This window comes from Herbaspirillum sp. NPDC101397 (genome assembly GCF_044767325.1).
Taxonomy (GTDB): Bacteria; Pseudomonadota; Gammaproteobacteria; order Burkholderiales; family Burkholderiaceae_D; genus Herbaspirillum.
In genome coordinates this window covers 644,560-671,417 of the sequence record NZ_JBIWNS010000001.1, presented here as the reverse complement: position 1 = coordinate 671,417, position 26,858 = coordinate 644,560, and the positions used below count along the sequence as shown (strand labels likewise).

Sequence of the window (26,858 nt, the reverse complement as noted above, 5' to 3'; positions counted from 1 at the left end):
TGTTTTTGCAGAGTCATCACTATCCCGGTACACATCGGGACAGTGTTGATTTCAGTTCTTGTCGACCGCCGGATCCGGCAACTTTGCGCCATCGAGCAAGGCGCCGATCACCCGTTCACCCAAGGCCAGGCCTACGCTCATGCCGATGCCGGTATGCATCAGCACCACCGTGGTCTTGCCGTCGACCGTTGTAGCCGAGAACGGTCCCGGCCCCTTGCTGCCGTAGACGCCTTGCCAGCGTTCCAGCACGTTCAGTTTCACGCCCAGCGTCTCTTCCGCCAGACCGATCATGAGCTGATCGATTTCTTCGTTATTGAACGGCGGCGCATCGACGCCGTAGTAGTGCGAGTCGCCGATGATCAGCTCCTGATAAGGCGTCGGGCTCACCAGCAGATGGATGCCGTGGCGGTTCAGCACCGGATACTGCGCCTCGATTTCCGCATTGACCCCGGCCGCACTCGGCAAGTCGGAGAACGCGCCGTAATGCGTGCACGACAAACCGGTCAGGACCGCATGCGTCAGCGGCAAGCGCTCCTTCGGCGCCGCGCGCAACATCTGCAGGCGGCATACCTTGAGATTCATTTCGCCGAGCTTGTCGGCAAACAGCGTCTGGTAATCGTGGCCGGAACAGACGATGGTGCGCTCCGCGCGGAACTCGCCGGCGGTGGTCGACAGATGACCGTCGCGTGCTTCCCGGACCAGCGTGTTGAAATGGAATTGCACGCCTTGCGATTGCAGGTAGCACACCAGCGCCGGCACCGCCTCGCGCGAATACAGCTGCAAGTCCTGGGTGCCGTGCAGGGCCGAGCGATGATGGCGGAAACGGCCGCCGTACAACGTGTCGAGCTGTGCGCCTTCCAGCAGCGAGGCGTCGTAGCCGTGCTGGCGCGCCCGCACGATCATGAATTCTTCGAGTACCGCGTGTTCGGCAGCGGTGCGGGCGAACAGCAGGGTGCCGGATTCGCGTGCGCTGAAGTTGGCGCGCTGCGCCAGGTGCAGCCACAGTGCGCGGCTTTGTTTTGCCAGGCCGAGCATGATGCCCGGCGGTTGGCCGGTGACCAGGCCCATGCCGAAATTGCGGATCGAGGCGCCGATCGGCGTCGAGCTGCGTTCGAACACGACCACACGCAGGCCGCGCTTGACTGCCGCAAAGGCGTGCGCCAGGCCGAGTATGCCGGCGCCGACGACGGCGACGTCGATGTGATCCTTGTTGGAATTGGTGTTGGTGTTGCCCATCTGATGCTCCACGTTCTTCTGTTCAGCGCCGCCCGCGCTTTAGATGGCGCGGGCGGCAGGTCTGCATGCTCTCAGCTTATTGCTTCTTTTCAGCCTTGCTTTCGTAGCGCTTGCTCCACTCGGTCAGGATGCGGTCGCGGTTGCTGCTGGTCCAGACGAAGTCGTTCTTGGTGAGGCGCTTTTCATAGTCGGCCGGCAGCAGCGGATCAGGCTTGGCGATGCCCGGCACGGCCAGCACGGCGAAGTTCTTTTCGTATTGCATCATGGCGTCCTTGCTGGCGGAGAAATCAGCCAGGCGCTTAGCGGCGTCGAGGTTCTTGGTGCCCTTGACGATGGCAGTCGCTTCCAGATCCCAGCCCAAGCCTTCCGACGGCAGGATGATGTCGATCGGGGCGCCTTCCTTCTTGGTCTTCACGGCGCGGTATTCAAACGCGATGCCGATCGGGAATTCGCCGGTGGCGGCTTGCTTGCATGGTTTGGAGCCGGAATGGGTGTACTGGCCGATGTTCTTGTGCAGCGCGTCCATGTAGGCCCATGCCTTGTCTTCGCCCATCATCTGGATCCAGGCGGTGACGTCGAGGTAGCCGGTGCCGGAGGAGGCTGGATGCGGCATCACGATCTTGCCGGCGTAGATCGGCTTGGTCAGGTCGGCCCACGAAGTTGGCTTCGGCAGACCTTGCTTTTGCGCTTCGACGGTGTTGAAGCAGATCGCCGAACCCCAGACGTCCATGCCGACCCATGCCGGCGGATTGGCCGGGCTGCGGTACTTGGCTTCAATCGCCGACAGGTTCTTCGGCGCGTAAGGCGTCAGCATGCCTTCCTTGTCGAGGATCGCCAGGCTGGAAGCAGCCAGGCCCCAGATCACGTCCGCCTTCGGATTGGCCTTTTCAGCCAGCAGCTTGGCGGTGACGATGCCGGTGGAATCGCGCACCCATTTGATTTCGATGTCCGGATTGCTCTTTTCGAACTCGGCTTGATAGGCCTTGATCTGGTCGGCTTCCAGCGCGGTGTAGACGGTCAGTGTGGTTGCTGCATGCGCGGACAGCAGGGCGCCTGCACCCAGTACGGAAGCAAGCAGTTTCAGAATGGTTGTAGGTTTCATGGTTGCTTTCTTGTGATGGAAAAGTAAAACGACGAACGAGTGAATCAATGGATCAATGCGTTTTCAATGTTGCTTGCCGGCGCTGCGCCATGCCTGCGCGCGGCGCACCCAGTAGCCCAGGCCCCAGTGCATCAGCAGCGAGACGGCAATCGAGGTCAGCAGGATCAGCGTGGACATCGCCGCGGCCGGGCCGACATCGCCGGCGTCGTCCATGTTCAGCACGGCGATCGCGGCCAGCACGGTGTTGGAGCTGTAGAGGAAGATCACGGCAGACACGGTTGTCATCGACGACACGAACAGGTAGCGGAAAATCTCCAGCACGGCCGGCAGGCACAGCGGCACGGTGATGCGCAGGTAGGTGCGCAGCAGCGGCACCTTGAGCGAAGCCGAGGCGGCCTCGAATTCGGGATCGATCTGCTTCAACGCAGTGACGGCGGTCAGGTGCGCGGTGGTGTAGAAGTGCATCACCGAACACAGGATCAGGATCGCCATGCTGCCGTACAGGAAGTTGAGCGGATTGGCCGGGTGATTGAAGAAGAACACGAAGCCCAGTCCCAGCACCAGCCCCGGCACCGCCATCGGCAGGAAACTGAGGAAGCGCAGTGCGTTGTCGAGCAGGCGGTTGCTGCGCGTCTTTTCCATCAGCCAGGCGCCGGTGAAGATCACGATGGTGCCGACGATGCTGGTACCGATGGCCAGGCGCAGGCTGTTCCAATAGGCCAGCCAGCCGCCGCCGTCCATATTGTCGAAGTCGTAGTGCATCAGCGTCAGCTTGAGGTTGTACGGCCACAGCTTGACCAGCGACGCGCCGACCGCCACGGCAATCATCAGCAGCAAGGTCGCGCTGATCGCCAGCAGGATCAGGGTATAGAGCGCGTCGCGACGCCATTGGCGGCGCGGCGTCAGCACTTCGGCGCGGCTGCTCATCTGGGCGCGCTGGCGTTTTTGCAGCCAGCCGTCGATGCAGAAAGTCAGCAATGCCGGAATCAGCAACAGCAAGCCGATCAGTGCGCCGCGGTCGAATTGCTGCTGGCCGACCACGGCCTTGTAGGCTTCCACCGCCAGCACGCTGAAGGCACCGCCGACGATCTTGGGCACGCCGAAGTCGGTGATCGCCAGCGTGAACACCAGACAGAACGCGCCGAAGATGCCGTAGCGCGTGGCCGGCAGCGTTACCGTGCGGAAGGTCTTCCAGCTGCCCGCGCCCATTGCCGAGGCGGCGTCATACAGGCGCGCATCGGCCAGCGACAGCGCCGACAGCAGGATCATCAAGGCATGCGGAAAGGTGTAGAACGCTTCGCCCAGCAAGATGCCCCAGAAGCCGTAGATGCTGCCGTTCATCCATTCCTTGAACAGGCCCTGGTTGCCGAACAGGTAGATCAGCGCGATGCCCGGCAACAGCGACGGCGCCAGCAGCGGCAACAGCGCGATGGCGCGCCACAAGCCCTTGAGCGGCGCCAGCGTGCGTTGCAGGCCGTAGGCGAACAGGTAGGCCAGCGGCACTACCAGCAGGGCGGTTGCGGCCGATACGCCGACGCTGCGCGCCACCATCGGGAAGAAGTTGGGATTGGCGACCAGCTTGCTCCACGGCGCCAGGCCGGCCCATGCGCCGTTGCGGTCGAGCAGCGCCTGGCCGAGCACGGCCACCAGCGGCAGGGCCAGCGCCAGCACCAGCAAGAGCAGCAGGAAGTATTTCAGGCCGTTCGCGGTCGCCGTGTCGCGATTGAAAGTCGACGCCGGCTTTGATACGGACGGGGAAGTGATGGCCAGTGGCGGCGCCTGGACGGAGGTATTCATGCCGGGCTCAGGCAAACAGATGCAGCGATTGCTGCGGCAAGGCGATCCACATGCGCTGGGCGGAGACGTCCGGCAGACGTGCACGTACGTCGTTGGTGACGTCGGCCATCAGGCGCTGGCCCGGCAATTCGTCGAGTTCCAGCATCATGCGGTAGCGGTCGCCGAGATAGATCTGATCGACCACGCGCGCCGAAAACCGGTTTGCTGCATCGGCTGCAGGCGCCACGTCGACCGCTTCCGGACGGCAGAACAAGCGGCCGTTGTCATTGTTGCCCATGTGCTGGCGCGGCGCCTCGTCAACCGTGAGCGTGAGCGCGCCGACGCTGACCTGATGCGGCGACAGGCGCTGGAACGGCAGCCAGTTGGCCTGGCCGATGAAGTCGGCGACAAAGGGTGTGGCCGGATGGCGGTAGATGCGGTCGGGCGTGTCGAATTGTTCGATGCGGCCGTGCTGCATGATGGCGATGCGGTCCGACATGACCATCGCTTCTTCCTGGTCATGCGTAACCATCAGCGTGGTGATGTTGAATTGCTTTTGCAGGCGGCGGATTTCCAGCTGCAGGTGTTCACGCACCTGCGCATCCAGCGCCGACAGGGGTTCGTCGAGCAGCAGCAGCGAAGGCGAGGGTGCCAGCGCGCGCGCCAGGGCGACGCGTTGCTGCTGGCCGCCGGAGAGCTGGCCGGGATATTTCTTCTCGCTGCCCGTCAGGCCGATCATGTCCAGCATCTCGGCCACGCGCTGCTGCATCTGCACGCGCGACAGGCGGCGCGCGTTGAGGCCGTAGGCGACGTTTTGCGCCACTGTCAGGTTGGGGAACAAGGCGTACGACTGGAACAGGATGCCATAGTCGCGTGATTGCGGCGGCAGGTGCGAGATGTCCGTGCCGTGGGCATGGATGGCGCCGTCGTCCTGTTTCTCGAGTCCGGCGATGGTGCGCAGCAGCGTCGTCTTGCCGCAGCCGGATGGTCCGAGCAGGCAAACCATCTCACCCTGGCGCACGTCGAGCGACACGTTGTCGAGCGCTGTGAAGGCGCCGAAGCGTTTGCGGATATTGCGGATCGACAGGAAAGTTGCGGAGGTCGGAGAGATCGCCTCGGCGGCAGTGGATTCAGATGCAGATGCAGGGGCAGTGACGGACAAGGAAGTAAGCATCGCGCTCTTTCGTCAGGACTATGCCGGGTTCGGCCAGAAAGTGAGCGGATATTACGTAGCTAATATGACCGCTGGATGACAGTTGCGACGTTATATATGGAATGGATTTCATCCATAGGTTGAGGTTATGGATGGATTGCTTCTGACAAGTAATCCGCTGCCGGAAGGCAAGCCTCTTGCCGCATGAAAACCCGATCTGAATTTGTCTGCAAAATAGCGGGAACGCACACGCATGGCGGCGTGGTCTAATCTGTATGGTCTAATGACTGCTAATGACAATCCCGATCTTCTCCTTGCCATGGATTACTCTTTGAACAAGTCCTCAATGAAAACTGTCGCCGTGCTGGTCGCCCTCGGCAGCATCAGCGCCGCGCTGCTATCGGCCTGTTCGTCGCAAAAGCCCGACACCCAGGCCAATCGGGACGCCACCGCCAAGGAGATCATCGAACAGGTGAAGACCACGCCCGACGGCACCTCCACGGCGGACTCGCTGGGCGCCTACAAGGAAGACCTGGCGCGCCGCATTTCGCAGGTCAACTCCACCAAAGTCCACGTCGAACGCCCGCAGGCCTTGCTGCGCTCGGTCATCGTGATCAAGTACGTGGTCGACAAGGACGGTAACCTGGTGCGCAGCGAAGTGGTGCGCACCAACAAGGACAAGATCACGGAAGCCACCGCACTGGCCACCTTGCGCAGCACAGCGCCTTTTCCCAAGCCGCCGGTGGCGCTGCTGAGCGGCGGCAAGGTCGAGTTGTCGGAGACCTGGCTGTTCAACAACGACGGCCGCTTCCAGCTGCGCACCATCGCGCAGCCGCAAAAGGGAGAGTGAGCAGGCTCTCGAACGCAATAGCTGCCGCCGTTCCTTCTTTTTATTTTCCGCAGATGGAGTATTGAGTTGATCAATCTGGTTGATTTCACACCGGGCCTGTCGCTGGCAGGCGGTTTAATGATCGGTGGGGCGATCGCCTTGCTGATCCTGTTTAACGGCAGGATAGCGGGCATCAGCGGGATTCTCGGTGGTTTGCTCAGTCTGCCGAAAAAAGATATCGCATGGCGTGCTGCTTTTCTGATCGGCATGATGCTGGCGCCTGTGATCGCGATCTGGGCCGGCAGAGGAATTGAGATCGAGATTCAGGCCGGCTGGGGAGAAATCCTGACGGCCGGTTTTCTGGTAGGTATCGGCACGCGTTACGCAGGCGGCTGCACCAGCGGCCACGGGGTCTGCGGAATATCGCGCGGTTCCGTCCGCTCCGTTGCAGCGACGCTGACGTTCATGGCGGCGGGTTTTGCCACGGTGTTTGTCAAACTGCATCTGGTCGCAGCATGAAGAACCTGAAGGACATCACATGGCCGCTGTAAGCGCCTTATTTGCAGGCCTCTTGTTTGGCCTTGGATTGATGGTTTCCGGCATGGTCGATCCAGCCAAGGTGCTGGGTTTCCTCGATCTGTTCGGAGCGTGGGATCCCTCACTGATATTCGTGATGGTGGGCGCCATCCTGCTGAGCGCGCCGGCTTTCTTCCTTGCGCGCCGACGGCGTCGCTCCATGCTGGGCCTGCCGGTGCAGATCCCTGCCGCAGCTGCGATAACCGTGCGATTGATAGCGGGCAGCGCGGTGTTCGGCATCGGCTGGGGCCTGGCCGGTTTCTGCCCCGGTCCTGCGCTGGTATCGGCTGCCGCCGGTTACCCCAAGGCGATCGGGTTCGTTGCGGCAATGATTGCCGGCATGCTGGTCTTCGATCAGCTGGAGCGCATAAGGCGCCGGTGAGGAGTGCCGCAGGCTGTTTCGTCCGGAGCTGGAAAATGCGCAGGCATAAGGCGACGAAGTCTAAGCCTGCTTGCGCGAAGCTTCGTGCAGGCGTCTCACCGCCAGCCCCAGTTCGTCGGGCGTCATTGACGCAAATCCCAATCTCAGTCCATTGACCGGCTGGTCCAGCGGCGAGAACTGACGCCCGCTGCGCACGAACAACTGCACGTCTGCGGCATGCCGCACCATGGCGTCGACGTCGATATCTTCGCGGAAGGTCACCCACAGCGCCAGTCCGCCTTCAGGATTGCGCAGCGTGACGCGTTCGCCGAAACGTGCGTGCAGCGACTCCATCAACGCATCCTTGCGCGCGCGATACAGCTTGGCGGCACGGCGCAGATGCTTGCGCAATTCACCATCGGCGATCAGATCCGCCAGCATCTTTTGCAGGACGGCGTCGCCGTGCGTGGAAATCAGCAACTGATTCTTGCCCAGCGCTTCGATCAGGTTTTCCGGTGCGACGATGAAGCCGCAGCGGAACGACGACCCCAGCAGCTTCGACAGGGAGCCGATGTAGACGACGCTGCGCTGGCCCGGATCGCTGGCCAGCGGCAGGTAGGGGCGGCCGTCAAAGTGGTACTCGTGGTCGTAGTCTTCCTCGATGATGGTGAAGCGATGCTGCTGCGCCAGCGCCAGCAGTTTCTGGCGGCGGTCGGCGCGCAGGCTGACGGTGGTCGGGAACTGATGGTGCGGCGTCAGATAGATCAGGCGCACCGGTTTCTTCAGGCACAGCGCTTCGATCTGGTCGACGCGGCAACCGTCGCGGTCGACGTCGATGACTTCAATCTGCGCTCCAAGCGCGCGGAAGATGGCCCAGGCCGGCGGATAACTGAGCCGTTCCACCAGCACCAGGTCGCCGGGGCGGATCAATGCGCCGGCAGCCAGGTGCAGCGCCATCTGTGTGCCCTGCGTGAGGCAGATGTTGGCGGCGCCGGCGGTCAGCCCGCGCGTGGCGCGCAGCATCTCGGCCAACGCCGTGCGCAACTGGCCGGCCGATTCCAGGTTGCCGTATTTGACCCAGTTGGACTTGAAGGCGGCCTTCATGGCGTTGCGGTAATAGCGATGCAGGACAGCTTGCGGCAACAGCCGATGATCCGGCGCGCCGTTGTCGAAATACATGGTGTCGCGCGTGCGTCCCGCACGCACCGCAGGTACGTAGAGGTCGTCGAAGTACGGCGGCAGCGCCGGCGTCATGAAGTCCGGTGCAAAGGCTGCACCGACACCGGCTGCACGTCGCGACTGCGGCGTTTTGGCGGCCGCCATGGCGTGGTCGGCGAAGCGCGCATTGACGAAGGTGCCGCGGCGCGGTTCACTGACCAGCCAGCCTTTGATGATGGCTTCTTCATAGGCCAGGATCACGGTCTTGCGGTTGACGTCGAGGATATCCGCCAGCTCGCGCGTGCCGGGCAAGGCTGCACCCGGCTCCAGTCGGCCGCTGCGGATGGCGTCGGCAAGGCCGTCGACGATCTTGCGGTAGGACGCTTTCTGTCCGGCGCCATCGGCGTCGAGATCGAGCAAGGGACGCCATTTTCTCATCTGGACCATGTGGATTGTTAAAATCTGGAGGTTTCAATGGTCCTATTCTACCGCCACAATCCTCGCATCCGATAAACGCTCGACGAGGACATCATGCAAGGCAAGCACATCATCACACTGGAGCAATCCGGCAAGACCTTCGTCGCAGGCGAGGAGTTGTTGCTCGACGCCGCGCTGGCGCAGGGCGTCTCGATTCCGTTTTCCTGTCGTCGCGGCGAATGCGGCTCGTGCAAGGTCAAGGTGCTGGAAGGCGCTCACGAGACCGAGCCGTACGTAGCCTTGGGCACGCCGTATCCGCTGGCGCATGACGAGATGCTGTTGTGCCGCAACCGCGCCTGCAGCGATATGCGCATAGCCATTCCGGGCTGGACGCCGGAAGCGCAGGCGTCGCGCTTCGAGGCGCACGTGCTGGAAAAACGCTTGCTGACGCCGGGCGTGGTACGGCTGGTGTTGCAGGCTACGGCAGCGATGCCGGTGCGTGCCGGCCAGTACGTGAAGGTCTACCTCGATGACGGCAGCAGCCGCTGCTTTTCGGTCGCCAACATTCCTGCCGACGATGACGGCAAACTGGTCTTCCATATCCGGCGCGTTGCCGGCGGCCGCTTTTCGGAAGGCATGCTCGACCGTCTCGCCGTCGGCGACGTGCTCAGCATCGAGGGCGGCTTCGGCGCCTGCACCTGGCAAACCGGCGAGCGTTCGGCCTTGCTGCTGTTTGCCACCGGCACCGGCTACGCCGGCATCAAGCCGATCCTGCTGGCGGCGCTGGCGGAAACAGATTCTGCCCCTGTGACCCTGTACTGGGGCGGCGCCCGCGCCGATGATTTCTACGACAGGGCATTCCTCGACGGTCTTGCCGCGACCGATGCCCGATTCACGTGGGCCGGCGTCATCGCGCAGGCGGAGCACATTGAAACCGGCATGCAGCAAGGCTACGTGCAGGACGTCGCAGCCGGCGGTGATCATGCCTGGACGAATGCTCGCGTGTATGCCTGCGGCAATCCGGCGATGGTCGCGGCCGTGCGCGAACGCTGCCTGGCGCTCGGCGTGGCGACGCATCACTTCATTGCGGAGGCGTTCGTGCCGTCCGGGGCCAGCACGGCGCCGATGGCGCGCGGCGGTTTCGATCCGGTGTGGGAGCGCGTCGGCCCCAAATATTCACTCGACGGCATGCTGGCGGCGCGCGAGCAATCGATCCGCGCGCTGGCGCAGATCGTCGGCAAGCTGCGCGTGGGCATGACGACCGGCGAGGCCGTGAGGATGGCGAATGATCATCTGCGCGCGATGGGTTCGTCGCATACATGGCATCCGACCTACATCCGCTTCGGCGACGACACGGTCAGGACGCCGCGCGAGGGCGTGGACAAGGAACGCCGACTGCGCGCCGCCGACATCGCGGTGGTCGATCTGGGCCCGGTGTGGGATGGTTATGAAGGCGATTTCGGCGACACCATCGTATTCGGCGACGACAGCCTGCACCGCGCCTGCGCGCAGGCGGCGCGCGATGTCTTCAGCGAAACGCGCGATGCCTGGCGCACCGGCCTGACCGGGCGCGCGCTGTACGATTTCGCCGAGGCGGCGGCGGCGCGCGGCGGCTGGCAGCTGGAGCGCAATCTGGCGGGGCACCGGGTGTCCGACTTCCCGCATGCGCTGTTCGGGCCGGCCAAGCTGGCCGAGATGGACATCGTGCCGGGCGACGCCGTCTGGGTGCTGGAAATCCAGCTGCGCCACCCGACCGAAGCGATCGGCGCCTTCTACGAAGATATCCTGATCGGCACGCCGTCGGCGCGTGCGGCGGAACCGGTTGCCGCAGTGCCTGCGTAGAAGGTCGACGTATTCGGCCGAAGCTCAGTCTTCGGCGACGATGCAATTGCGCCCGCGCTGCTTGGCCATGTACAGGCGTTTGTCGACGGCTTCCATGAATTCGATGCGCTGGTCCTGGCGGGACGGGATGATGGTCGCCATGCCGAGGCTGATGGTGACGACGCTTTCGACCTGCGATTTTTCGTGCGGAATTTTTTCTTTCACCACCAGCTTTCGGCAGCGTTGCGCCACCTTCAGGCCGGAGGCCCGATCGGTCTCGGGCAAGATCAGGACGAATTCTTCGCCGCCGTAGCGCGCGAAGAAGTCACGTGTGCGCGTGGCGGCCTTGCCCAGTACGCCGGCGATCTGCTTGAGGCAGGCGTCGCCGCGGATGTGGCCGTAGTGGTCGTTGTATTGCTTGAAGTAGTCAATGTCGAGCATGATCACCGACAGCGGCGTGCGGTTCCTGACGGCGTTGGCCCATTCCACTTCCAGCGCCGAGTCGAACATGCGGCGATTGGCGACGTCGGTGAGGCTGTCTCGGTAGGACAGCGCTTCCAGTTCCTTCTGCAGTTCGGCCAAACGTGCTTCATTCTTCTTGCGCTCGGTGATGTCGAACATGAAGCCGATCAGCGCGTCGACTTCACCATCCGGCTTGCGCACCACGTGCACCACGTCGCGGATCCAGACGTGCTCGCCGTCGCGCGTGATGGCGCGGTAGTCGGCTTCGTGATCGACGCCTGCCTTCGATTGCGCCACGCAAAAATTCACCACGCCTTCGCGGTCTTCCGCATGGATGCGCGCGGCCCAGTCCTCCACCGAGACCCAGCTCTCCGGCGTCCAGCCCAGCAGCGCTTCGATCTGCGGACCGACGTAGGCAAACTTCATCGTGCTCCAGTCGATTTTCCAGGGTATCGCCTTGGTCGATTCAAGCAGTGTTTTGTAGACGGCGCTGTCGGGTTCCATTTGTTTTTGTACTTGTTTGATCATGTGGACGTCGTGATGAATTTTGCCAAGGGTTGCTTGAGGTTTTGAGTAACTCCGGGCAGCCGTCGGCGGCAAGGAAGATTGTCGTAAGGATAACCCGGCGTGTTGCAAGACGTATGAAATCTGTGTGAAAAATACTCGAAAAAGTTTAAGTCAAATCGATGCCGATTCAGGCCGATAGCGGAGTTGCGGGGCTTATCGACGACGTTATTGCGTCAATAGTCATCATCAATTGATTTAAAACATTTAATCAATTGTGCAAAAGACTTTCGTCTGCTTTATCTTTTAGTACATGACTTGCAGAAAGATTCGACGCTGCCCGAGCAGCGCACTCGCCCCTCAACTCATCAAACAGGAACGCAGCACATGTCTTCGAATGCCTCCGCAACCACCCTCAGCTCGCCCGGCGAGCTTCAACAAGATTCGGCAATCTTCCGCGCACTGGCCGAGATGCTCGCTCACGGCGGCATCCGCATCAACGGCAACAATCCCTGGGATATTCAACTGCATCGCGCCGGCGTGCCGGAGCGCGCCTTCGCACAGGCCAATCTCGGCCTCGGCGAAGCGTACATGGACGGCGACTGGGACGCCGAACAGCTCGACGAATTTTTCTCGCGACTACTGCGCACGCGACTGACCGACAACATCAAGCCGCTGCGACTGGTCGGCCATGTGCTGGCGGCGAAATTCATGAATCGCCAGAACCTCAAGCGCTCGCGCATGGTCGGCGAAGTGCACTACGACCTCGGCAATGATTTCTATGCCGCGATGCTCGATTCCCGCATGACCTACACCTGTGGCTACTGGAACACCGCGACCACGCTGGAAGAAGCGCAGGAGGCCAAGCTCGACCTGATCTGCCGCAAGCTGCAACTCAAGCCCGGCATGCGTGTGCTCGACATCGGCTGCGGCTGGGGCAGCTTCATGTCCTTTGCCGCTGAACGTTACGGCGTCGAAGCGGTAGGCGTGAGCATTTCGAAAGAACAGATCGCGCTAGCGAAAGAGCGCTACGGCCATCTGCCGCTCGATTTCCGCCTGCAGGATTATCGTGAGCTCAACGAACGCTTCGATGCCATCGTCAGCATCGGCATGTTCGAACATGTAGGCCGGCGCAACTATCGCACCTACATGGAAGTGGCGCATCGCTGCCTGGCCGACGACGGCCTGTTCCTGCTGCACACCATCGGCAAGAACCAGCGCAAGTCCTCGCCCGATCCGTGGATCGACAAATACATTTTCCCCAACGGCGACCTGCCGTCGGTGGGCCAGATGGGCGACGCCTTCGATCACTTGTTCGTGGTCGAGGATTTGCACAATTTCGGCGCCGACTACGACAAGACGCTGATGGCCTGGCACAGCAATTTCGAAGCGGCGTGGCCGCGTTTCGAGGCACAGCTTGGCGCGCGCTTCCGCCGCATGTGGCGCTATTACCTGCTGTCCTGCGCCGGCGCCTTCCGCGCTCGCGACATCCAGCTGTGGCAATGGGTGTTGTCGAAGAAGGGCGTGATGGGCGGCTATCGTCGCGAACGGATCTGATCAGATCGACCGTCCGAAGGCGGATCGTTTGTTCAAATTGGATTCAAGATGAATTCAGTTTGCACCCAGACGATTCGCCAGCAAAGGCAACAGCAATTCCGCCGCCTCCTGGCATTTGAGTGACAGCAAAGGATCCGCGCGCGTGACGCCGCGGTTGATGGCGGCGATAGGTTTTCCCGCTTCCGCAGCCATGCGGCAAAAGCGGTATCCCGAAAACACCACCAGCGACGACCCCACCACCAGCACTGCATCGGCTGCCGCCACTGCGCGTTCGGCAGCTTCGCTGCGTGCACGCGGCACGCCGTCACCGAAGAACACCACGTCGGGTTGCAACATGCCGCCGCACACCGGGCAAGGCGGCACATGGAAATGGGCGAGGGCGGCTGTCTCCAGATCGGCGTCGCCGTCCGGCAAGGCAGCCGCATCACTGGCCGCCAGTTCGGGGTTGGCGTGTTCCAGCAAGTCCTGCACGCTGCGGCGTGCTTGCACCGTCGCGCAATCGAGGCAGACCACGCGATGGATGTTGCCGTGCAATTCGATGACCTCGCTGCTGCCTGCCTGCTGGTGCAGGCCGTCGACGTTTTGCGTGAGGATGGCGGAGACCTTGCCTGCAATTTCCAGCGTCGCCAGCGCACGGTGGCCAGCGTTCGGCGCGGTGCCGGCCAGCTTGGGCCAGCCGATCATGCTGCGCGCCCAGTAGCGCCGGCGCATGGCTTCCGAACTGCGGAAAGCGGGGCCTTCCATCGGCGCCTTGCCGCGCCGCACGCCGTTGGCGTCACGGTAATCGGGAATGCCCGATGCGGTGCTGATGCCGGCGCCGCTCAGGACCAGCACGTGGCGATGCGGCGCCATGAACGCGGCCAGCGCGTCCAGGTCCGCATCAAGCCGGCTGGAGATGTTGTCTTCCAAGAAAGTCTGTTCTTAAACCCGGTCCATGCCGGCGGTCACGATGAACGACACCAGCGCGGCCGTGATCGACCAGACCGCCAGGCGATATTGCGGGATGAATTTGGTGATGACCGGCAGCAGGAAATACAGGACGACGCCGATGAGGATGCAGGTGATGACTCTTTTCATGACTTGATCTTGTTGATGTTGATGAATATGCCCGCCGGCTCGTCGCCTGCGACCGTTGCGATCCTATCATTGATTGGGGGCAATGGCAGCAGGGTGACCGGCAACGGGCAGGGGCAAGAACGCACAAGGGTATATTTAAAACTTATACCCCCATCGACAAACGGTATTTCCTTGATCTTCTCTTAAAAGAATAGACTTCAGTCACAGCAGTTTCGGAGGACGGATTGTTGTGAAGGTCGCTACCACGGCCGCTTTGTCTGACAGTAACGCATCGTACCCGGTGCAGTAACGGCAGGCGATATCTGAATAATCATTTTGGAGACGTACATGGAATACCGTTCGGCAGCCGAGCCTGTTGAATTGTCAGCCCCTGACCGGTCGGGGCGGGCAGTGACACCGGCAGCAACCACTGTAGCAAACTCAGCGTCATCAGTATCTATTCCCGTCTCGGGGACCGCACCGCTCGCGACGGTGAGTCTCGACGACAAATATACGGCAACTTCGGGTTCGATCTTTCTGTCCGGCATCCAGGCGCTGGTGCGCTTGCCGCTGCTGCAGTATCTGCGCGACCAGAAAGCCGGACTCAACACCGCCGGCTTCATTTCCGGCTATCGCGGTTCGCCGCTGGGCGGACTCGACGAAGCCCTGTGGAAGGCGCAGCCGCATCTGGAGGCGCACAAGATCAAGTTCCAGCCCGGCACCAACGAGGACATGGCGGCCACCGCAGTCTGGGGCACGCAGCAGGTCGACCTGATCGGCCCGGCCAAGGTCGAGGGCGTGTTCTCCATGTGGTACGGCAAGGGCCCCGGCGTGGATCGCTGCGGCGATGTACTCAAGCACATGAACCATGCGGGCACCTCCGCCAAGGGCGGCGTGCTGCTGGTGGCCGGCGACGACCATGGTGCGTATTCGTCGACGCTGCCGCATCAATCCGATCATATTTTCTCGGCATCGATGATTCCGATGCTGTACCCCTGCAATGTGCAGGAATACCTCGATCTCGGCCTGCACGGCTGGGCCATGTCGCGCTTCTCCGGCTGTACGGTGGGCTTCAAGGCGCTGGCCGACACCGTCGAATCGAGCGCCTCGGTGGACGCCGATCCGTTCCGGGTCGAGATCAAATACCCGGCCGACTTCGTCATGCCCGAAGGCGGCCTCAACGCCCGTTTGTCGACCGACACGCTGGGCGTGCAGGCGCGCAAGCAGGAAGCGCTGATGCAGGATTACAAGATCTACGCCGCGCTCGCCTACGCGCGCGCGAACAAGCTCAACCGCGTGATGATCGACAGCCCCAAGGCACGGCTGGGCATCATCGCCTCGGGCAAGTCCTATCTCGACGTGCTGGAAGCGCTGAGCGAACTTGGCATCGATGAAGACTTCGCCGCCGAGATCGGCTTGCGCCTGTTCAAGGTGTCGATGCCGTGGCCGCTGGAGCCGGAAGGCGTGCGTGAGTTCGCCCAGGGCCTCGACGAAATCCTGGTGGTCGAAGAAAAGCGCCAGATGGTCGAATACCAGCTCAAGGAACAGCTCTACAACTGGCGCGACGACGTGCGTCCGCGCGTGATTGGCAAGTTCGACGAAAAGGGCGAGTGGGTTGCGCCGCGCGGCGAATGGCTGCTGACCTCCAAGGCGGACTTTTCGGTAGCCCAGATCGCGCGCGTGATTGCGGCGCGTATCGCGCGTTTCCACACCAGCGACCTGATCAAGGCGCGCCTGGCTTTCCTCGACGCCAAGGATGCGGTGCTGAACAAGGCGGTCAGCACGCCGCCGCGTCCGGCTTACTATTGCTCGGGTTGCCCGCACAACACCTCGACCAAGGTGCCCGAAGGCAGCTTCGCGCTGGCCGGCATCGGCTGCCACGTGATGGCCACCGCCATCTATCCCGAGTTCAACAAGCTGACCACGCACATGGGCGGCGAGGGTGGGCCGTGGATCGGGCAGGCGCCGTTTTCGAAGGTGCCGCACGTGTTCGCCAACCTCGGCGACGGCACCTATTTCCATTCGGGTTATCTGGCGATCCGCGCTGCGGTGGCGGCCAACGTCAACATGACCTACAAGATCCTCTACAACGACGCAGTGGCGATGACCGGCGGCCAGCCGGTCGACGGCACCACCTCGGTGCCGATGATCGCGCAGCAGATGGCGGCCGAAGGCATCAAGCATATTGCGCTGGTGAGCGAAGACATCAGCCGCTACAGCGATCGTTCCAATCTGCCGGACCTGGTCACCATCCACGATCGCAAGGACATGGACGCAGTGCAACGGGACATGCGCGAGTTGAAGGGTGTGACCGTCATCATCTACGACCAGACCTGCGCCGCCGAGAAGCGTCGTCGCCGCAAAAAAGGCGAATATCCCGACCCGGATCAGCGCCTGTTCATCAATGAAGCCGTCTGCGAGGGCTGCGGCGACTGCGGCGTGCAATCGAACTGCACCTCGATCCTGCCGCTGGAAACCGAGTTCGGCCGCAAGCGCGCCATCGACCAGTCCTCGTGCAACAAGGACTATTCCTGCGTCAAAGGCTTCTGCCCCAGCTTCGTCACCGTCAGCGGCGGCAAGCTCAAAAAATCGAAGACCGGCGTCATCAAGAAGGACAGCGCAGACGACTTCGGCGTGCTTCCTGAACCGGCAATCCCGTCCTGCGACACGCCGTTCAATATCCTCATCAACGGCATCGGCGGCACCGGCGTCATCACCATCGGCGCATTGATGGGCATGGCCGCGCACCTGGAAGGCAAGGGCGCGTCGGTGCTGGACATGACCGGCATGTCGCAAAAGAACGGTTCGGTGACCTCGCACGTGCGCATCGCGCGCACGCCGCAAGCGATCCGCGCCCAGCGCATCGCCACCGGCGAGGCCGACCTGATCCTCGGCTGCGACATGCTGACCGCCGGTTCGCATGACGCGATTTCCAAGATGCGTCCGGGCCGCACCCGTGCGGTCGTCAACGTGCATCAGCAACCGCCGGGGCAATTCGCCAAGAATCCCGACTGGCAATTCCCATTCGAAGACGTCAAGGCGCTGATCGAGGAGTCGGTCGACAATCAAGCTGACTTCATCGACGCCACACGCCTGGCGACGGCGCTGATGGGGGACTCGATTGCGACCAACCTGTTCATGCTGGGCTACGCTTATCAACGCGGCGAATTGCCGCTGACCGAAGCCGCCTTGCTGCGCGCCATCGAGATGAACGGCGTCGCCGTCGAGTCCAACAAGACCAGTTTCCTGTGGGGCCGCCGCGCCGCGGTCGACCTGGCGCGCGTCGAGCGCATCGCCGTGCCGGCGCAACCGGTGGTGATCCGCATGCCGGAGACCTTGGACAAGCTGATCAAGCGCCGTGTGGCTTTCCTGACCGATTACCAGGATGCGGCTTATGCTGAATCCTTCATGCGCTTCGTCGAGCAAGTGCGCGCGAAGGAAGCCGCCTTGGATCTGGGCGACAAGCTGACCATGGCGGTCGCACGCAATCTGTCCAAGCTGATGGCCTACAAGGACGAATACGAAGTCGCGCGGTTGTACACCGACGGTCGCTTTGTGGAACAACTGAAGCAGCAGTTCGAAGGTGACTTCTCGCTGAGCTTCAACCTGGCGCCGCCGCTGTTCTCGAAGAAAGATGCACAAGGCCGCCTGGTCAAGGCGAAGTACGGTTCCTGGATGATGTCGGCGTTCAAAGTGCTGGCGAAGTTCAAGGGACTGCGCGGCGGCAGCTTCGACGTCTTCGGCTACACCGAGGAGCGCAAGACAGAGCGTCGCCTGATCGCCGAATATCGCGATACGGTGACCACGCTGCTGGATGGCCTGAGTGCGGACAAGCTGGCGCTGGCCGTCGAGATTGCGCAGTTGCCGGAGCAGATCCGCGGTTACGGCCACGTCAAGGACAAGGCGCTGGCGCAGGCGCGCGGCAAGCAGGATGAATTGCTGACGCGCTATGCCGCCGCCGTGCCTGTCGGACTGGCGCAGAAGGTCAACGTGGCAAATATCGTTGCGGCTTGATTCTGTAGCCTGATTCAGAGGGGCGCGCGGTGTGCAGAGATGCAAAGCAGTTTGGGATTGCTGCACACCGCGCGCTATTGACCGGATCTCTCAGCCATTACCCCATTTCGTGCACAATGACTGTCGTGAATGACGGCTTCAGCTTCAGCGCCAATGTCGCCCAGGCGACATCATTGGCGCTGCTTTTGCGTTAGTCTTTTGCCAAACAAGATAAAACAGACCTCAGGAGACAAGCATGGATTTTGAACTGAACGAAGACCAGTTGGCCTTCCAGGCCAGCGCGCGCGATTTCGCCGCCGGCGAGATGGCGCCGCATGCGGCCCGCTGGGACGAGGAATCGCATTTCCCCGTCGACGTCATCGCCAAGGCCGGCGAACTCGGTTTCTGCGCGCTGTACACGCCGGAGGAAGTCGGCGGCCTCGGCCTGTCGCGCCTCGACGCCACCGTGGTATTCGAAGAACTGGCCTACGCCTGTCCGTCGACGGCGGCGTTCCTGACGATCCATAACATGGTGAGCTGGATGATCGCCTCATGGGCCACGCCGGAAGTCAAGGCGACCTGGTGCGGCGACCTCGCGGCGGGCAAGAAGATCGGCTCTTATTGCCTTACCGAACCGGGTTCGGGCTCCGATGCCGCCTCGCTCAAGACGACCGCCAAGCTGGTCGACGGCCACTACATCATCAACGGTTCCAAGGCCTTCATCTCGGGCGCTGGCGCAACCGACGTGCTGGTGCTCATGGCGCGCACCGGCGGCGACGGCGCCAAGGGCGTCTCGGCCATCGTGGTGCCGGCCAATACACCCGGCGTCAGCTACGGCAAGAAGGAAGTCAAGATGGGCTGGAACAGCCAGCCGACGCGCGCCATCAGCTTCGACAACGTCAAGGTGCCGGTCAATCATCTGCTCGGCGCCGAAGGCGAGGGCTTCAAGTTCGCCATGAAGGGCCTCGACGGCGGCCGCATCAACATCGCCACCTGTTCGGTCGGCGCAGCGCAGGCGGCGCTCGACGCGGCGCATGGCTACATGAAGGAGCGCACGCAGTTCGGCCGTCCGCTGGCCGACTTCCAGGCGCTGCAGTTCAAGCTGGCCGACATGCAGACCGAACTGGTCGCGGCGCGCCAGATGGTGCGCCTGGCTGCGGTCAAGCTCGATTCCAAGTCGCCCAATGCCACCACGTATTGCGCGATGGCGAAACGCTTTGCCACCGATCTCGGCTTCAAGATCTGCAACGAAGCGCTGCAAATCCACGGCGGTTACGGCTACCTCCGCGAGTATCCGCTGGAGCGCTATTTCCGTGACGTGCGCGTGCACCAGATCCTGGAAGGCACCAACGAAATCATGCGCGTGATCATCGCGCGCCATCTGCTTAGCAACGATTCCAACGAGGACATCCGATGACCAGTTACACCAATTTGCGACTTGAGAAAGACGGCCACACCGCCGTCCTCACGCTGGCCAATCCACCGGCCAACACCTGGACGCGCGAGGGCCTGGTCGATCTTAAGCGCCTCGTCACCGATCTCAACAATGACCGCAACATCTACAGCTTGGTGGTGACGGGCGAAGGCGAGAAATTCTTTTCCGCCGGCGCCGACCTGAAGCTGTTCGCCGACGGCGACAAGGCGTTGGCGCTTGAGATGGCACGCCGTTTCGGCGAAGCGTTCGAGACGCTGAGCCAGTTCAGCGGCGTCTCGATTGCCGCCATCAACGGCTACGCCATGGGTGGTGGTCTTGAGTGTGCGCTGTCCTGCGACATCCGCATCGCCGAGGCGCAGGCGCAAATGGCCTTGCCGGAAGCGGCGGTCGGACTGTTGCCTTGCGCCGGCGGCACCCAATTGCTGCCGCTGCTGGTCGGCGAAGGCTGGGCCAAGCGCATGATCCTGTGCGGCGAACGCGTCACCGCCGAAACGGCCTTGCGCATCGGCCTGGTGGAAGAAGTGGTTGAGAAGGGACAAGCGAAGCAACGCGCGCTGGAGCTGGCAAAGCAGGTCGACAAGCAGAGCCCGTCGAGCGTGGCCGCCAGCAAAAAGCTGATTCAAGGCGCACGTCATCAGCCGCCGATGGCCAACCTGCCGGTGGAGCGTGAACTGTTCATGGATCTGTTCAGCACCCAGGATCAAAAAGAGGGCGTCAATGCCTTCCTGCAAAAACGCAGTGCGGAATGGAAGAATGCCTGAGGCCGGAATACTGACCTGAAGTTGATGTTTTATAAACAATCAAAAAGCCGAAAGTGAAAACTTCCGGCTTTTTTTGTGTTTCAACAGGTTGCGCTGCAATATATTTGGTCCTTGGCATGGCATGATTACGATCGTTCTATTTTTCTTTTGATGTTAATTTACTGGTAAGACCATTCAAGTTCGTACTTCCTGCAGTTATAAAAATATGAAACAGCAAATCATCACACTGGGCGGCGGCGGTTTTTCGACCGAGAGCGATCCGTCTCTCGACGAATACATCCTCAAGCAAGCCCGCACTGCGCATCCGCGCATCGGCTTCGTGCCGACCGCCAGCGGCGATGCGCCGTCTTATCTCCTTAAATTCTATGCACGCTTTGCGGCGCTCGATTGCATGCCGACGCATCTGCCGTTCTTCGATCGCACGCCGGACCTGCGCGAATGGGCCATGGCGCAGGACGTGATTTTCGTCGGCGGCGGCAACACCAAGAGCATGTTGGCGGTGTGGCGCGCCTGGGGCTTCCCGGCGATCCTCAAGGAAGCGCTGCAAAGCGGCACCGTGCTGGCAGGCGTGAGCGCCGGCGCGATGTGCTGGTTCGAACACGGCGTGACCGATTCCAACGCCGGTGTGCTGGCGCCGCTGGATGGCCTCGGCTTCCTGCGCGGCACCTGTTGCCCGCATTATTCCCATGAACCGGAACGCCGCCCGGCGTTCGAGGCTTTCGTGCGCGACGAAAAATTACCGGCCGGTGTGGCTGTTGATGACGGTGCGGCCTTGCACTTCATCGACGGCAAGCCGGTGCGCGTAGTGGCCGGCAGGTCGGGCGCCGGCGCCTACCTGGTCAGCAAGCAGGGCTCGGTGATGTTGGCAGATAGTCAAGCATCGCATTAAACTGGGGAACTGACGTCCCGCCCCGGCGATCTCCTTTCAGAGTCATGAACAGGAGTCGCCTATGGAAATACCTTACCTCAACAATCTTCAACCGGGGCAGCTGCAGTCAGGCGTGATCGTCGCGGTCGCCGCCGTGCTGGCGATCCTGCTGGCGATGATCGTGCATCGCATTGGCATCGTGGTGTTGCGGCGGCTGGTGCGCAACCGGCCGTTCACCACCAACGCCACCCGCATTGCGTTTCGCGCCAGCCAGGTCTGCGTGGCCTTGTTCGCCGTGCGCGTGGTGCTGACGGCAGCCCCCGACGATACGCCCGGACTGCGTTCGCTGTCCTATGTCTGCACGGTGGCGCTCATCGTCGCGCTGACCTGGTTCGTGATGAGGTGCATCGTGTCCGTCAGCGCCACCATCACCCAGCTGAATCCCTACGACGTCGCCGACAACCTCAAGGCCCGCCGCATCCTGACGCAGACGCGCGTGCTCACGCGCAGCGCGTATTTCATCACCGGTTTGCTGGGACTGGCCTTTGTGCTGCTGACCTTGCCCGGTGCGCGCCAGTTCGGCGCCAGTCTGCTGGCCTCGGCGGGCGTGGCCGGGCTGGTTGCCGGTATTGCAGCGCGGCCGGTGCTGGGCAACTTCATCGCCGGTCTGCAGATTGCGTTTTCACAGCCGATCCGCATCGACGACGTGCTGATCGTCAACGGCGAATGGGGCCGCGTGGAAGAGATCACCGGCACCTTCGTGGTCGTGCGCATCTGGGATGAGCGCCGCATGATCGTGCCGCTGCAATGGTTCATCGAAAATCCCTTCGAGAACTGGACTCACACCTCGTCAACCATCCTCGGCACCGTGTTTCTGTGGCTCGATTTCAAAGTACCGTTGGCGGCGCTGCGGACCGAGTTCGAGCGCGTCTGCAAGGCAGCGCCACAATGGGACGGGCGTGTCTGCGTCTTGCAGGTGACTGATTCGAACGAGCGCGCGATGCAGGTGCGCATGCTGGTCAGCGCGCAGAATTCAGGCAACGCCTTTGACCTGCGTTGCGCCATCCGCGAATCGATGATCGCCTTCATCGCCGAACATCATCCTGAGGCCTTGCCGCGCCTGCGCTCGGCGATTGATCCGGTTGAACTGACACCATCCACTTTGGCCGACGCCGGAGTGCACGACAAGATATTGGATGGCGCGCCGATGCAGCGCTGACTTGGCTGGAATCGCCTATACTTGCGCGATTCCAAAAACTGGCGGCAAGGCAGCAGTAACGTGACGCAACAACGAGCAGGTTTTCTCCTCACCAGGCACTGGCGCGACACGCCGGCCGGGACCGAAGTCGAGTTCTGGCTGGCGACCGATGACGGGCCGCAACTGGTGCGCCTGCCGCCGCAGCATTCCGTCGCTTTCATCCCTGCAGAACAGCGCGAACAAGCCGAAGCGCTGCTGCGCAACGAGCGCGAGGTCGAGTTGCGGCCGTTGCAGCTGACCGACTTTTCGCACCGTCCGGTGCTGGGGTTGTATTGCCGGCAGCATCGGCAGCTGATCAAGATCGAGAAGCAGTTCCGGGACTATGGCCTCACCATTTACGAGGCTGATATCCGTCCGCCGGAACGCTATCTGATGGAGCGATTCATCACGGCGCCGGTGCTGTTCAGCGGCGACGCGAATGGGACGGGACCGTTGCTCAATACCCAGCTCAAGCCGGCGCCCGACTACCGTCCGCAACTGAAGCTGGTGTCGCTCGACATCGAGACGACCATGGGCGGCGATTTGTATTCGATCGCGCTGGAAGGCTGCGGCCAGCGCCAGGTCTACATGCTGGGCCCGCCCAATGGCGATGCCGGCGGGCTTGATTTCGACATGGAGTATTGCGACAGCCGCGCGCAGATGCTGGAGAAACTGAATCAATGGATGGCGCAGCACGACCCCGACGCCATCATCGGCTGGAACGTGGTGCAGTTCGACTTGCGCGTGTTGCGCGAGCACGCCGCGCGCTTCGGCATCCCGCTGCGGTTCGGCCGCGACGGCAGCGAGCTGGAATGGCGCGAGCACGGCTTTCAGCAGAATCATTATTTCGCTTCGGCGGCGGGGCGACTGATCATCGACGGCATCGAAGCGCTGCGCTCGGCGACTTGGAGTTTCCCGTCGTTCAGCCTGGAGTCGGTGTCGCAGACCCTGCTCGGCGAGGGCAAGGCGATCAACAATGCCTACCAGCGCATGGACGAAATCGACCGCCGTTTTGCCGAAGACAAGCCGGCGCTGGCGACCTACAACCTCAAGGATTGCGAACTCGTCACGCGCATCTTCGCCAAGACCGAATTGCTGAGCTTTCTGCTGGAGCGCGCCTCGGTGACGGGCTTGCCGGCAGATCGCAACGGCGGCTCGGTGGCGGCATTCGGCCATCTCTACATGCCGCACATGCATCGGCTTGGATTCGTCGCGCCGAACCTGGGCGATACGCCGGGCGAGCCGAGTCCGGGCGGCTTCGTGATGGATTCGCAAAGCGGCCTGTTCGACTCGGTGCTGGTGCTCGACTACAAGAGCCTGTATCCGTCCATCATCCGCACCTTCCTGATCGATCCGGTCGGCCTGATCGAAGGACTGGCGCATCCGGGCGACGCCGACTCGGTGCCGGGTTTTCGCGGCGCGCGCTTTTCGCGCAGCAAGCACAGCCTGCCGGCCATCGTCGAAAAGATCTGGCAAGGCCGTGAAGTCGCCAAGCGCCGGCAGAACAAGCCTTTGTCGCAGGCGCTCAAGATCATCATGAATTCGCTCTACGGCGTGCTCGGCTCGACCGGTTGCCGCTTCTTCGATGCGCGCCTGGCGTCGTCGATCACGATGCGCGGCCACGAAATCATGCATCGCACGCGCGAGCTGATCGAAGAACAAGGTTATGAAGTCATCTACGGCGATACCGATTCCACCTTCGTCTGGCTCAGGAAGGCGCACGACGAAGCGGCTGCCGACGCCATCGGCAACGCGCTGGTGCGGCACGTCAACGACTGGTGGGCGGCGCATCTGCAGGAAACCTACGGCCTGGCCAACGCGCTCGAGCTGGAGTACGAAACCCACTACCGGCGCTTCCTCATGCCAAACGTGCGCGGCACCGATTTCGGCAGCAAGAAGCGCTACGCCGGCATGGTCATCAAGCCGGACGGCCGCGAAGAAATGGTCTACAAGGGACTGGAATCGGTGCGCACCGACTGGACGCCGCTGGCGCAGCAGTTCCAGCAGGAACTGTATCAACGGATTTTCCGACGCGAGCCGTACCAGGACTACGTACGCGACTATGTCGAACGCACGCTCAGCGGCGCACTCGACGACGCGCTGGTGTACCGCAAGCGCTTGCGGCGACCGCTGGATGCCTATGAGCGCAACGTTCCGCCGCACGTGCGCGCCGCGCGCATGGCCGACGAGTTCAACCGGGAACAGGGGCGACCGCTGCAATACCAGGACGGCGGCTGGATCAGCTACGTCATGACCACCGCCGGTCCTGAGCCGCTGGAGACGCGCCGCACCGCCATCGACTACGACCACTACGTCACGCGTCAGCTGCAGCCGGTGGCCGACGCCATCCTGCCGTTCTTGCAGGATGACTTCAGCGCACTGGTTGGTGGGCAGAAGGAACTGTTCTAGTCGGCCACCTTCACCACCACCTTGCCGAACTGCTTGCCGGATTCCAGGTGAGCGTAAGCCTGCGGCGCCTCATCGAAGGCGAACACGCGATCGACGACGGGACGCAGTTTTGTCGCGGCGATGAAATTGCTCAACTCATCCAGCATGGCGCGGCTGCCGACGAAAATGCCGCTGAGTCGCTTTACCCCTGCAATCAGCGCCAGCGGCTCGATGCTGGCGCCGCCGAAACCCGTCAATCCGCCGATCACCGACACCACGCCACCCATGCGCGTGGCCGTGAGCGAGCGCGCGATCGTATCTTCGCCGCCGACTTCGACGGTGAGGTCGACGCCGCGGCCGCCGGTCAGTCGCAGTACTTCGTCCTGCCACTCCGGCGTGGTCCGGTAGTTGATGGTCTCGTCGGCGCCGAGCTCACGCGCGCGCGCCAGCTTGGCGTCGCTCGACGAGGTGATGATCACACGCAAGCCGGCCGCCTTGGCGACTTGCAGCGTGAATATCGAGAGCCCGCCCGTGCCTTGCAGCAATATCGTCGCGCCCGGCAACAGCCCGCCGTCGCTGAACAGCGTGTTCCAGGCGGTCGTGCCGACGCAGGACAGCGTCGACGCTTCTGCATAGTCGAGATGCGGCGGGATGGCGACCAGCGTGTCTTGCGGCGCGACAAAGAATTCCGCCAGCGTGCCGTTGATGTGCGTGCCGAACGCGGCTGCGGTCTTGTACGGGTCCGGCTTGCCGTCGATCCAGCTTTCAAAGTAACTGTGAGTAACGCGGTCGCCGACGGCAAAACGCGTCACGTCCGCGCCGACTGCGACGATCTCGCCCGCGCCGTCGCCGGCCGGCACCAGCGGCGCCTCGGCCAGGTTGATGTAGTTGCCGCGCGCATACATCAGGTCGCGGTAGTTGAGCGCGGCGGCGTGGGTCTTGATCAGCACTTCATGCGGACGCGGCTGCGGTGTCGCGATGCGCGTGAGCGCCAGTTCGGCGACGCCGGCGCCGGGGCGCAGTTGATAGGCTTTCATGGTGGAGAGGCTCATGGTGGCTCCGAAAAAATGTTGCAGGGAAGGCGGTGCAAAAATTTCACCGAGCAGCTACGATATAAGAGATGTTATGGAAGCATTGGATAGAATTCGATCAATCATTGATTCTGAAATGGAACCAATATGAATGAACGCCTGGATGGGATTTCAGTCTTCGTCGACGTTGCCGAAGCCGGCAGTTTTGCGCTGGCGGCGCAGCGCCTCGGGGTCACGCGCTCGGCGGTCGGCAAGATCGTCGCGCGGCTGGAGCAGCGACTCGGTGTCCGGCTGTTCGTGCGCACTACGCGACGCCAGACGCTGACCGAGGACGGCCAGATTTATTACGAACGCTGCCTGCGCGCTCTGGCTGAACTGGAGGCCGCCGAGGAAGCCTTTGAAGGCGGACGCCGGGCGCCGGCCGGGCGTTTGCGCATCAGCGTGCCGGTCTTGCTGGGGCGGCATTGCATCGCGCCGGTGATGCTGCGCCTGATGCAGAAATATCCGTCGCTGCAGATCGAGATGTCGTTCAACGACCGCGTCGCCGATCTGGTGGAGGAGGGCTACGATCTTGCCGTCAGGGTCGGCACGCTGCCCGACAGCGGCAAGCTGGTGGCGCGACGTTTGGGCGTACAGCGCATGGGCATTTGCGCGTCGCCGTCCTATCTCGCGCAGCATGGAACGCCGGTGAATGCGGAGCAACTGGCGCAGCATGCGGGCATCGCCTACAACAACGGCGGCCGCGATGCACCATGGGAGTTGCAAGGCGACGATGGTGAAATACATGAAGTCAGGGCGGACTGCCGTCTGCATCTGGACGATTTGCAGGCCATCAACGATGCGGCCGTCGCCGGAGCTGGCCTGGCGTGGCTGCCGTGCTGGATGATCCTGCACGAATTGCGCCAGCAGCGTCTGTCGCTGGTGATGGGCGCGGATCAACTGGTGGCGAGTCCGATCCACGTGGTGTGGCCGCAAGCGCGCCACTTGCCGTCCAAGGTGCGCGTCGCGATCGATGCGCTGGTGGAAGAGGTGCCGCCGCTGTTGGGACAGGACGAGGTGCTGGCGAACTATCCCGCCACGCTGCTGCAGACGCAAAAAAGCCCGCCGGTGGAACTGGCGGGCTAACAGGAGCTAATG

The 26,858-nt window shown here is 62.4% G+C and carries 21 protein-coding genes; 12 read left to right on the top strand and 9 right to left on the bottom strand.

Annotated elements, in window-relative coordinates; all coding sequences use genetic code 11:
• Positions 1-51 precede the first annotated feature (51 nt).
• The 4 genes from ACIROW_RS02930 to ACIROW_RS02915 all read right to left on the bottom strand — a co-directional run bounded on the left by ACIROW_RS02930 (position 52) and on the right by ACIROW_RS02915 (position 5,288).
• Positions 52-1,236: a TIGR03364 family FAD-dependent oxidoreductase gene (locus ACIROW_RS02930; protein ID WP_402271714.1), complete on the bottom strand. Its 1,185-nt coding sequence runs from the start codon at positions 1,234-1,236 to the stop codon at positions 52-54.
• A 76-nt stretch (positions 1,237-1,312) separates the two neighbouring features.
• On the bottom strand, positions 1,313-2,338 hold the full coding sequence (locus tag ACIROW_RS02925; RefSeq protein WP_402271711.1) for a putative 2-aminoethylphosphonate ABC transporter substrate-binding protein: 1,026 nt from the start codon (positions 2,336-2,338) through the stop codon (positions 1,313-1,315).
• 63 nt (positions 2,339-2,401) lie between these two features.
• Entirely contained in the window at positions 2,402-4,135 is a 1,734-nt protein-coding gene (locus ACIROW_RS02920; RefSeq protein ID WP_402271709.1) for a putative 2-aminoethylphosphonate ABC transporter permease subunit, read from the bottom strand.
• A gap of 7 nt (positions 4,136-4,142) precedes the next feature.
• The gene (locus ACIROW_RS02915) at positions 4,143-5,288 is read right to left on the bottom strand and encodes a putative 2-aminoethylphosphonate ABC transporter ATP-binding protein (protein WP_402271707.1); all 1,146 of its coding nucleotides are present in this window, start codon (positions 5,286-5,288) and stop codon (positions 4,143-4,145) included.
• Positions 5,289-5,613: 325 nt separating this feature from the next.
• Between ACIROW_RS02915 and ACIROW_RS02910 the strand changes: the two genes are divergently transcribed.
• The 3 genes from ACIROW_RS02910 to ACIROW_RS02900 all read left to right on the top strand — a co-directional run bounded on the left by ACIROW_RS02910 (position 5,614) and on the right by ACIROW_RS02900 (position 7,054).
• Complete coding sequence (locus ACIROW_RS02910) at positions 5,614-6,117, top strand: energy transducer TonB (RefSeq protein WP_402271704.1); 504 nt, start codon at positions 5,614-5,616, stop codon at positions 6,115-6,117.
• Between the two features lie 117 nt (positions 6,118-6,234).
• Positions 6,235-6,615, top strand: coding sequence for a YeeE/YedE family protein (locus tag ACIROW_RS02905; protein ID WP_402272458.1), 381 nt, complete (start codon positions 6,235-6,237; stop codon positions 6,613-6,615).
• A gap of 19 nt (positions 6,616-6,634) precedes the next feature.
• Positions 6,635-7,054, top strand: a complete 420-nt coding sequence (locus ACIROW_RS02900; RefSeq protein ID WP_402271702.1) for a DUF6691 family protein — start codon at positions 6,635-6,637, stop codon at positions 7,052-7,054.
• Between the two features lie 60 nt (positions 7,055-7,114).
• On the opposite strand, the gene ACIROW_RS02895 is transcribed toward ACIROW_RS02900, so the two are convergent.
• On the bottom strand, positions 7,115-8,638 hold the full coding sequence (locus ACIROW_RS02895; protein ID WP_402271700.1) for a PLP-dependent aminotransferase family protein: 1,524 nt from the start codon (positions 8,636-8,638) through the stop codon (positions 7,115-7,117).
• 84 nt (positions 8,639-8,722) lie between these two features.
• Here ACIROW_RS02895 and ACIROW_RS02890 point away from each other — a divergent pair, with 84 nt between their 5' ends.
• A complete protein-coding gene (locus ACIROW_RS02890) occupies positions 8,723-10,450 on the top strand; it encodes a M24 family metallopeptidase (protein WP_402271698.1) in 1,728 nt (575 codons plus the stop codon).
• Positions 10,451-10,474: 24 nt separating this feature from the next.
• Here the strand turns inward: ACIROW_RS02890 and ACIROW_RS02885 are convergent, their stop codons facing one another.
• A complete protein-coding gene (locus ACIROW_RS02885; protein ID WP_402271697.1) occupies positions 10,475-11,419 on the bottom strand; it encodes a GGDEF domain-containing protein in 945 nt (314 codons plus the stop codon).
• A 363-nt stretch (positions 11,420-11,782) separates the two neighbouring features.
• Here ACIROW_RS02885 and cfa point away from each other — a divergent pair, with 363 nt between their 5' ends.
• A complete protein-coding gene (gene cfa / locus ACIROW_RS02880) occupies positions 11,783-12,952 on the top strand; it encodes a cyclopropane fatty acyl phospholipid synthase (protein ID WP_402271695.1) in 1,170 nt (389 codons plus the stop codon).
• A 54-nt stretch (positions 12,953-13,006) separates the two neighbouring features.
• Here cfa and ACIROW_RS02875 read toward each other — a convergent pair whose 3' ends face one another.
• Together ACIROW_RS02875 and ACIROW_RS02870 are read right to left on the bottom strand one after the other, a co-directional pair.
• Positions 13,007-13,861: an NAD-dependent protein deacetylase gene (locus tag ACIROW_RS02875; RefSeq protein ID WP_402271692.1), complete on the bottom strand. Its 855-nt coding sequence runs from the start codon at positions 13,859-13,861 to the stop codon at positions 13,007-13,009.
• A 12-nt stretch (positions 13,862-13,873) separates the two neighbouring features.
• Positions 13,874-14,029 (bottom strand): hypothetical protein, encoded by a 156-nt coding sequence (locus ACIROW_RS02870; RefSeq protein ID WP_167552701.1) that lies wholly within the window; start codon positions 14,027-14,029, stop codon positions 13,874-13,876.
• A 471-nt stretch (positions 14,030-14,500) separates the two neighbouring features.
• Here ACIROW_RS02870 and ACIROW_RS02865 point away from each other — a divergent pair, with 471 nt between their 5' ends.
• The 6 genes from ACIROW_RS02865 to ACIROW_RS02840 all read left to right on the top strand — a co-directional run bounded on the left by ACIROW_RS02865 (position 14,501) and on the right by ACIROW_RS02840 (position 24,711).
• Complete coding sequence (locus ACIROW_RS02865; RefSeq protein ID WP_402271689.1) at positions 14,501-18,022, top strand: indolepyruvate ferredoxin oxidoreductase family protein; 3,522 nt, start codon at positions 14,501-14,503, stop codon at positions 18,020-18,022.
• Positions 18,023-18,257: 235 nt separating this feature from the next.
• Complete coding sequence (locus ACIROW_RS02860) at positions 18,258-19,418, top strand: acyl-CoA dehydrogenase family protein (protein ID WP_402271686.1); 1,161 nt, start codon at positions 18,258-18,260, stop codon at positions 19,416-19,418.
• Positions 19,415-20,197 carry an enoyl-CoA hydratase gene (locus ACIROW_RS02855; RefSeq protein WP_402271684.1) on the top strand — a complete coding sequence of 261 codons (783 nt, stop codon included), beginning with the start codon at positions 19,415-19,417 and terminating at the stop codon, positions 20,195-20,197. Before ACIROW_RS02860 ends, ACIROW_RS02855 begins: the two co-directional genes overlap by 4 nt.
• A gap of 205 nt (positions 20,198-20,402) precedes the next feature.
• On the top strand, positions 20,403-21,086 hold the full coding sequence (locus tag ACIROW_RS02850; RefSeq protein ID WP_402271681.1) for a Type 1 glutamine amidotransferase-like domain-containing protein: 684 nt from the start codon (positions 20,403-20,405) through the stop codon (positions 21,084-21,086).
• Positions 21,087-21,147: 61 nt separating this feature from the next.
• Positions 21,148-22,284 (top strand): mechanosensitive ion channel family protein, encoded by a 1,137-nt coding sequence (locus ACIROW_RS02845; RefSeq protein ID WP_402271679.1) that lies wholly within the window; start codon positions 21,148-21,150, stop codon positions 22,282-22,284.
• A 60-nt stretch (positions 22,285-22,344) separates the two neighbouring features.
• A complete protein-coding gene (locus tag ACIROW_RS02840) occupies positions 22,345-24,711 on the top strand; it encodes a DNA polymerase II (protein ID WP_402271677.1) in 2,367 nt (788 codons plus the stop codon).
• On the opposite strand, the gene ACIROW_RS02835 is transcribed toward ACIROW_RS02840, so the two are convergent.
• Positions 24,708-25,727, bottom strand: a complete 1,020-nt coding sequence (locus ACIROW_RS02835) for an NAD(P)-dependent alcohol dehydrogenase (protein ID WP_402272456.1) — start codon at positions 25,725-25,727, stop codon at positions 24,708-24,710. The genes ACIROW_RS02840 and ACIROW_RS02835 overlap by 4 nt on opposite strands.
• A gap of 141 nt (positions 25,728-25,868) precedes the next feature.
• Here ACIROW_RS02835 and ACIROW_RS02830 point away from each other — a divergent pair, with 141 nt between their 5' ends.
• Positions 25,869-26,846 carry a LysR substrate-binding domain-containing protein gene (locus ACIROW_RS02830; protein ID WP_402271675.1) on the top strand — a complete coding sequence of 326 codons (978 nt, stop codon included), beginning with the start codon at positions 25,869-25,871 and terminating at the stop codon, positions 26,844-26,846.
• The last annotated feature ends 12 nt before the right edge of the window (positions 26,847-26,858 follow it).

What these genes read in the sequence shown, in the direction of transcription:
- ACIROW_RS02930 (WP_402271714.1), bottom strand. Translation starts at nt 1,236, where the DNA reads ATGGGCAACACCAACACCAATTCCAACAAGGATCACATCGACGTCGCC.
- ACIROW_RS02925 (WP_402271711.1), bottom strand. Translation starts at nt 2,338, where the DNA reads ATGAAACCTACAACCATTCTGAAACTGCTTGCTTCCGTACTGGGTGCA.
- ACIROW_RS02920 (WP_402271709.1), bottom strand. Translation starts at nt 4,135, where the DNA reads ATGAATACCTCCGTCCAGGCGCCGCCACTGGCCATCACTTCCCCGTCC.
- ACIROW_RS02915 (WP_402271707.1), bottom strand. Translation starts at nt 5,288, where the DNA reads ATGCTTACTTCCTTGTCCGTCACTGCCCCTGCATCTGCATCTGAATCC.
- ACIROW_RS02910 (WP_402271704.1), top strand. Translation starts at nt 5,614, where the DNA reads ATGAAAACTGTCGCCGTGCTGGTCGCCCTCGGCAGCATCAGCGCCGCG.
- ACIROW_RS02905 (WP_402272458.1), top strand. Translation starts at nt 6,235, where the DNA reads ATGATCGGTGGGGCGATCGCCTTGCTGATCCTGTTTAACGGCAGGATA.
- ACIROW_RS02900 (WP_402271702.1), top strand. Translation starts at nt 6,635, where the DNA reads ATGGCCGCTGTAAGCGCCTTATTTGCAGGCCTCTTGTTTGGCCTTGGA.
- ACIROW_RS02895 (WP_402271700.1), bottom strand. Translation starts at nt 8,638, where the DNA reads ATGGTCCAGATGAGAAAATGGCGTCCCTTGCTCGATCTCGACGCCGAT.
- ACIROW_RS02890 (WP_402271698.1), top strand. Translation starts at nt 8,723, where the DNA reads ATGCAAGGCAAGCACATCATCACACTGGAGCAATCCGGCAAGACCTTC.
- ACIROW_RS02885 (WP_402271697.1), bottom strand. Translation starts at nt 11,419, where the DNA reads ATGATCAAACAAGTACAAAAACAAATGGAACCCGACAGCGCCGTCTAC.
- cfa (WP_402271695.1), top strand. Translation starts at nt 11,783, where the DNA reads ATGTCTTCGAATGCCTCCGCAACCACCCTCAGCTCGCCCGGCGAGCTT.
- ACIROW_RS02870 (WP_167552701.1), bottom strand. Translation starts at nt 14,029, where the DNA reads ATGAAAAGAGTCATCACCTGCATCCTCATCGGCGTCGTCCTGTATTTC.
- ACIROW_RS02860 (WP_402271686.1), top strand. Translation starts at nt 18,258, where the DNA reads ATGGATTTTGAACTGAACGAAGACCAGTTGGCCTTCCAGGCCAGCGCG.
- ACIROW_RS02855 (WP_402271684.1), top strand. Translation starts at nt 19,415, where the DNA reads ATGACCAGTTACACCAATTTGCGACTTGAGAAAGACGGCCACACCGCC.
- ACIROW_RS02850 (WP_402271681.1), top strand. Translation starts at nt 20,403, where the DNA reads ATGAAACAGCAAATCATCACACTGGGCGGCGGCGGTTTTTCGACCGAG.
- ACIROW_RS02845 (WP_402271679.1), top strand. Translation starts at nt 21,148, where the DNA reads ATGGAAATACCTTACCTCAACAATCTTCAACCGGGGCAGCTGCAGTCA.
- ACIROW_RS02835 (WP_402272456.1), bottom strand. Translation starts at nt 25,727, where the DNA reads ATGAAAGCCTATCAACTGCGCCCCGGCGCCGGCGTCGCCGAACTGGCG.
- ACIROW_RS02830 (WP_402271675.1), top strand. Translation starts at nt 25,869, where the DNA reads ATGAATGAACGCCTGGATGGGATTTCAGTCTTCGTCGACGTTGCCGAA.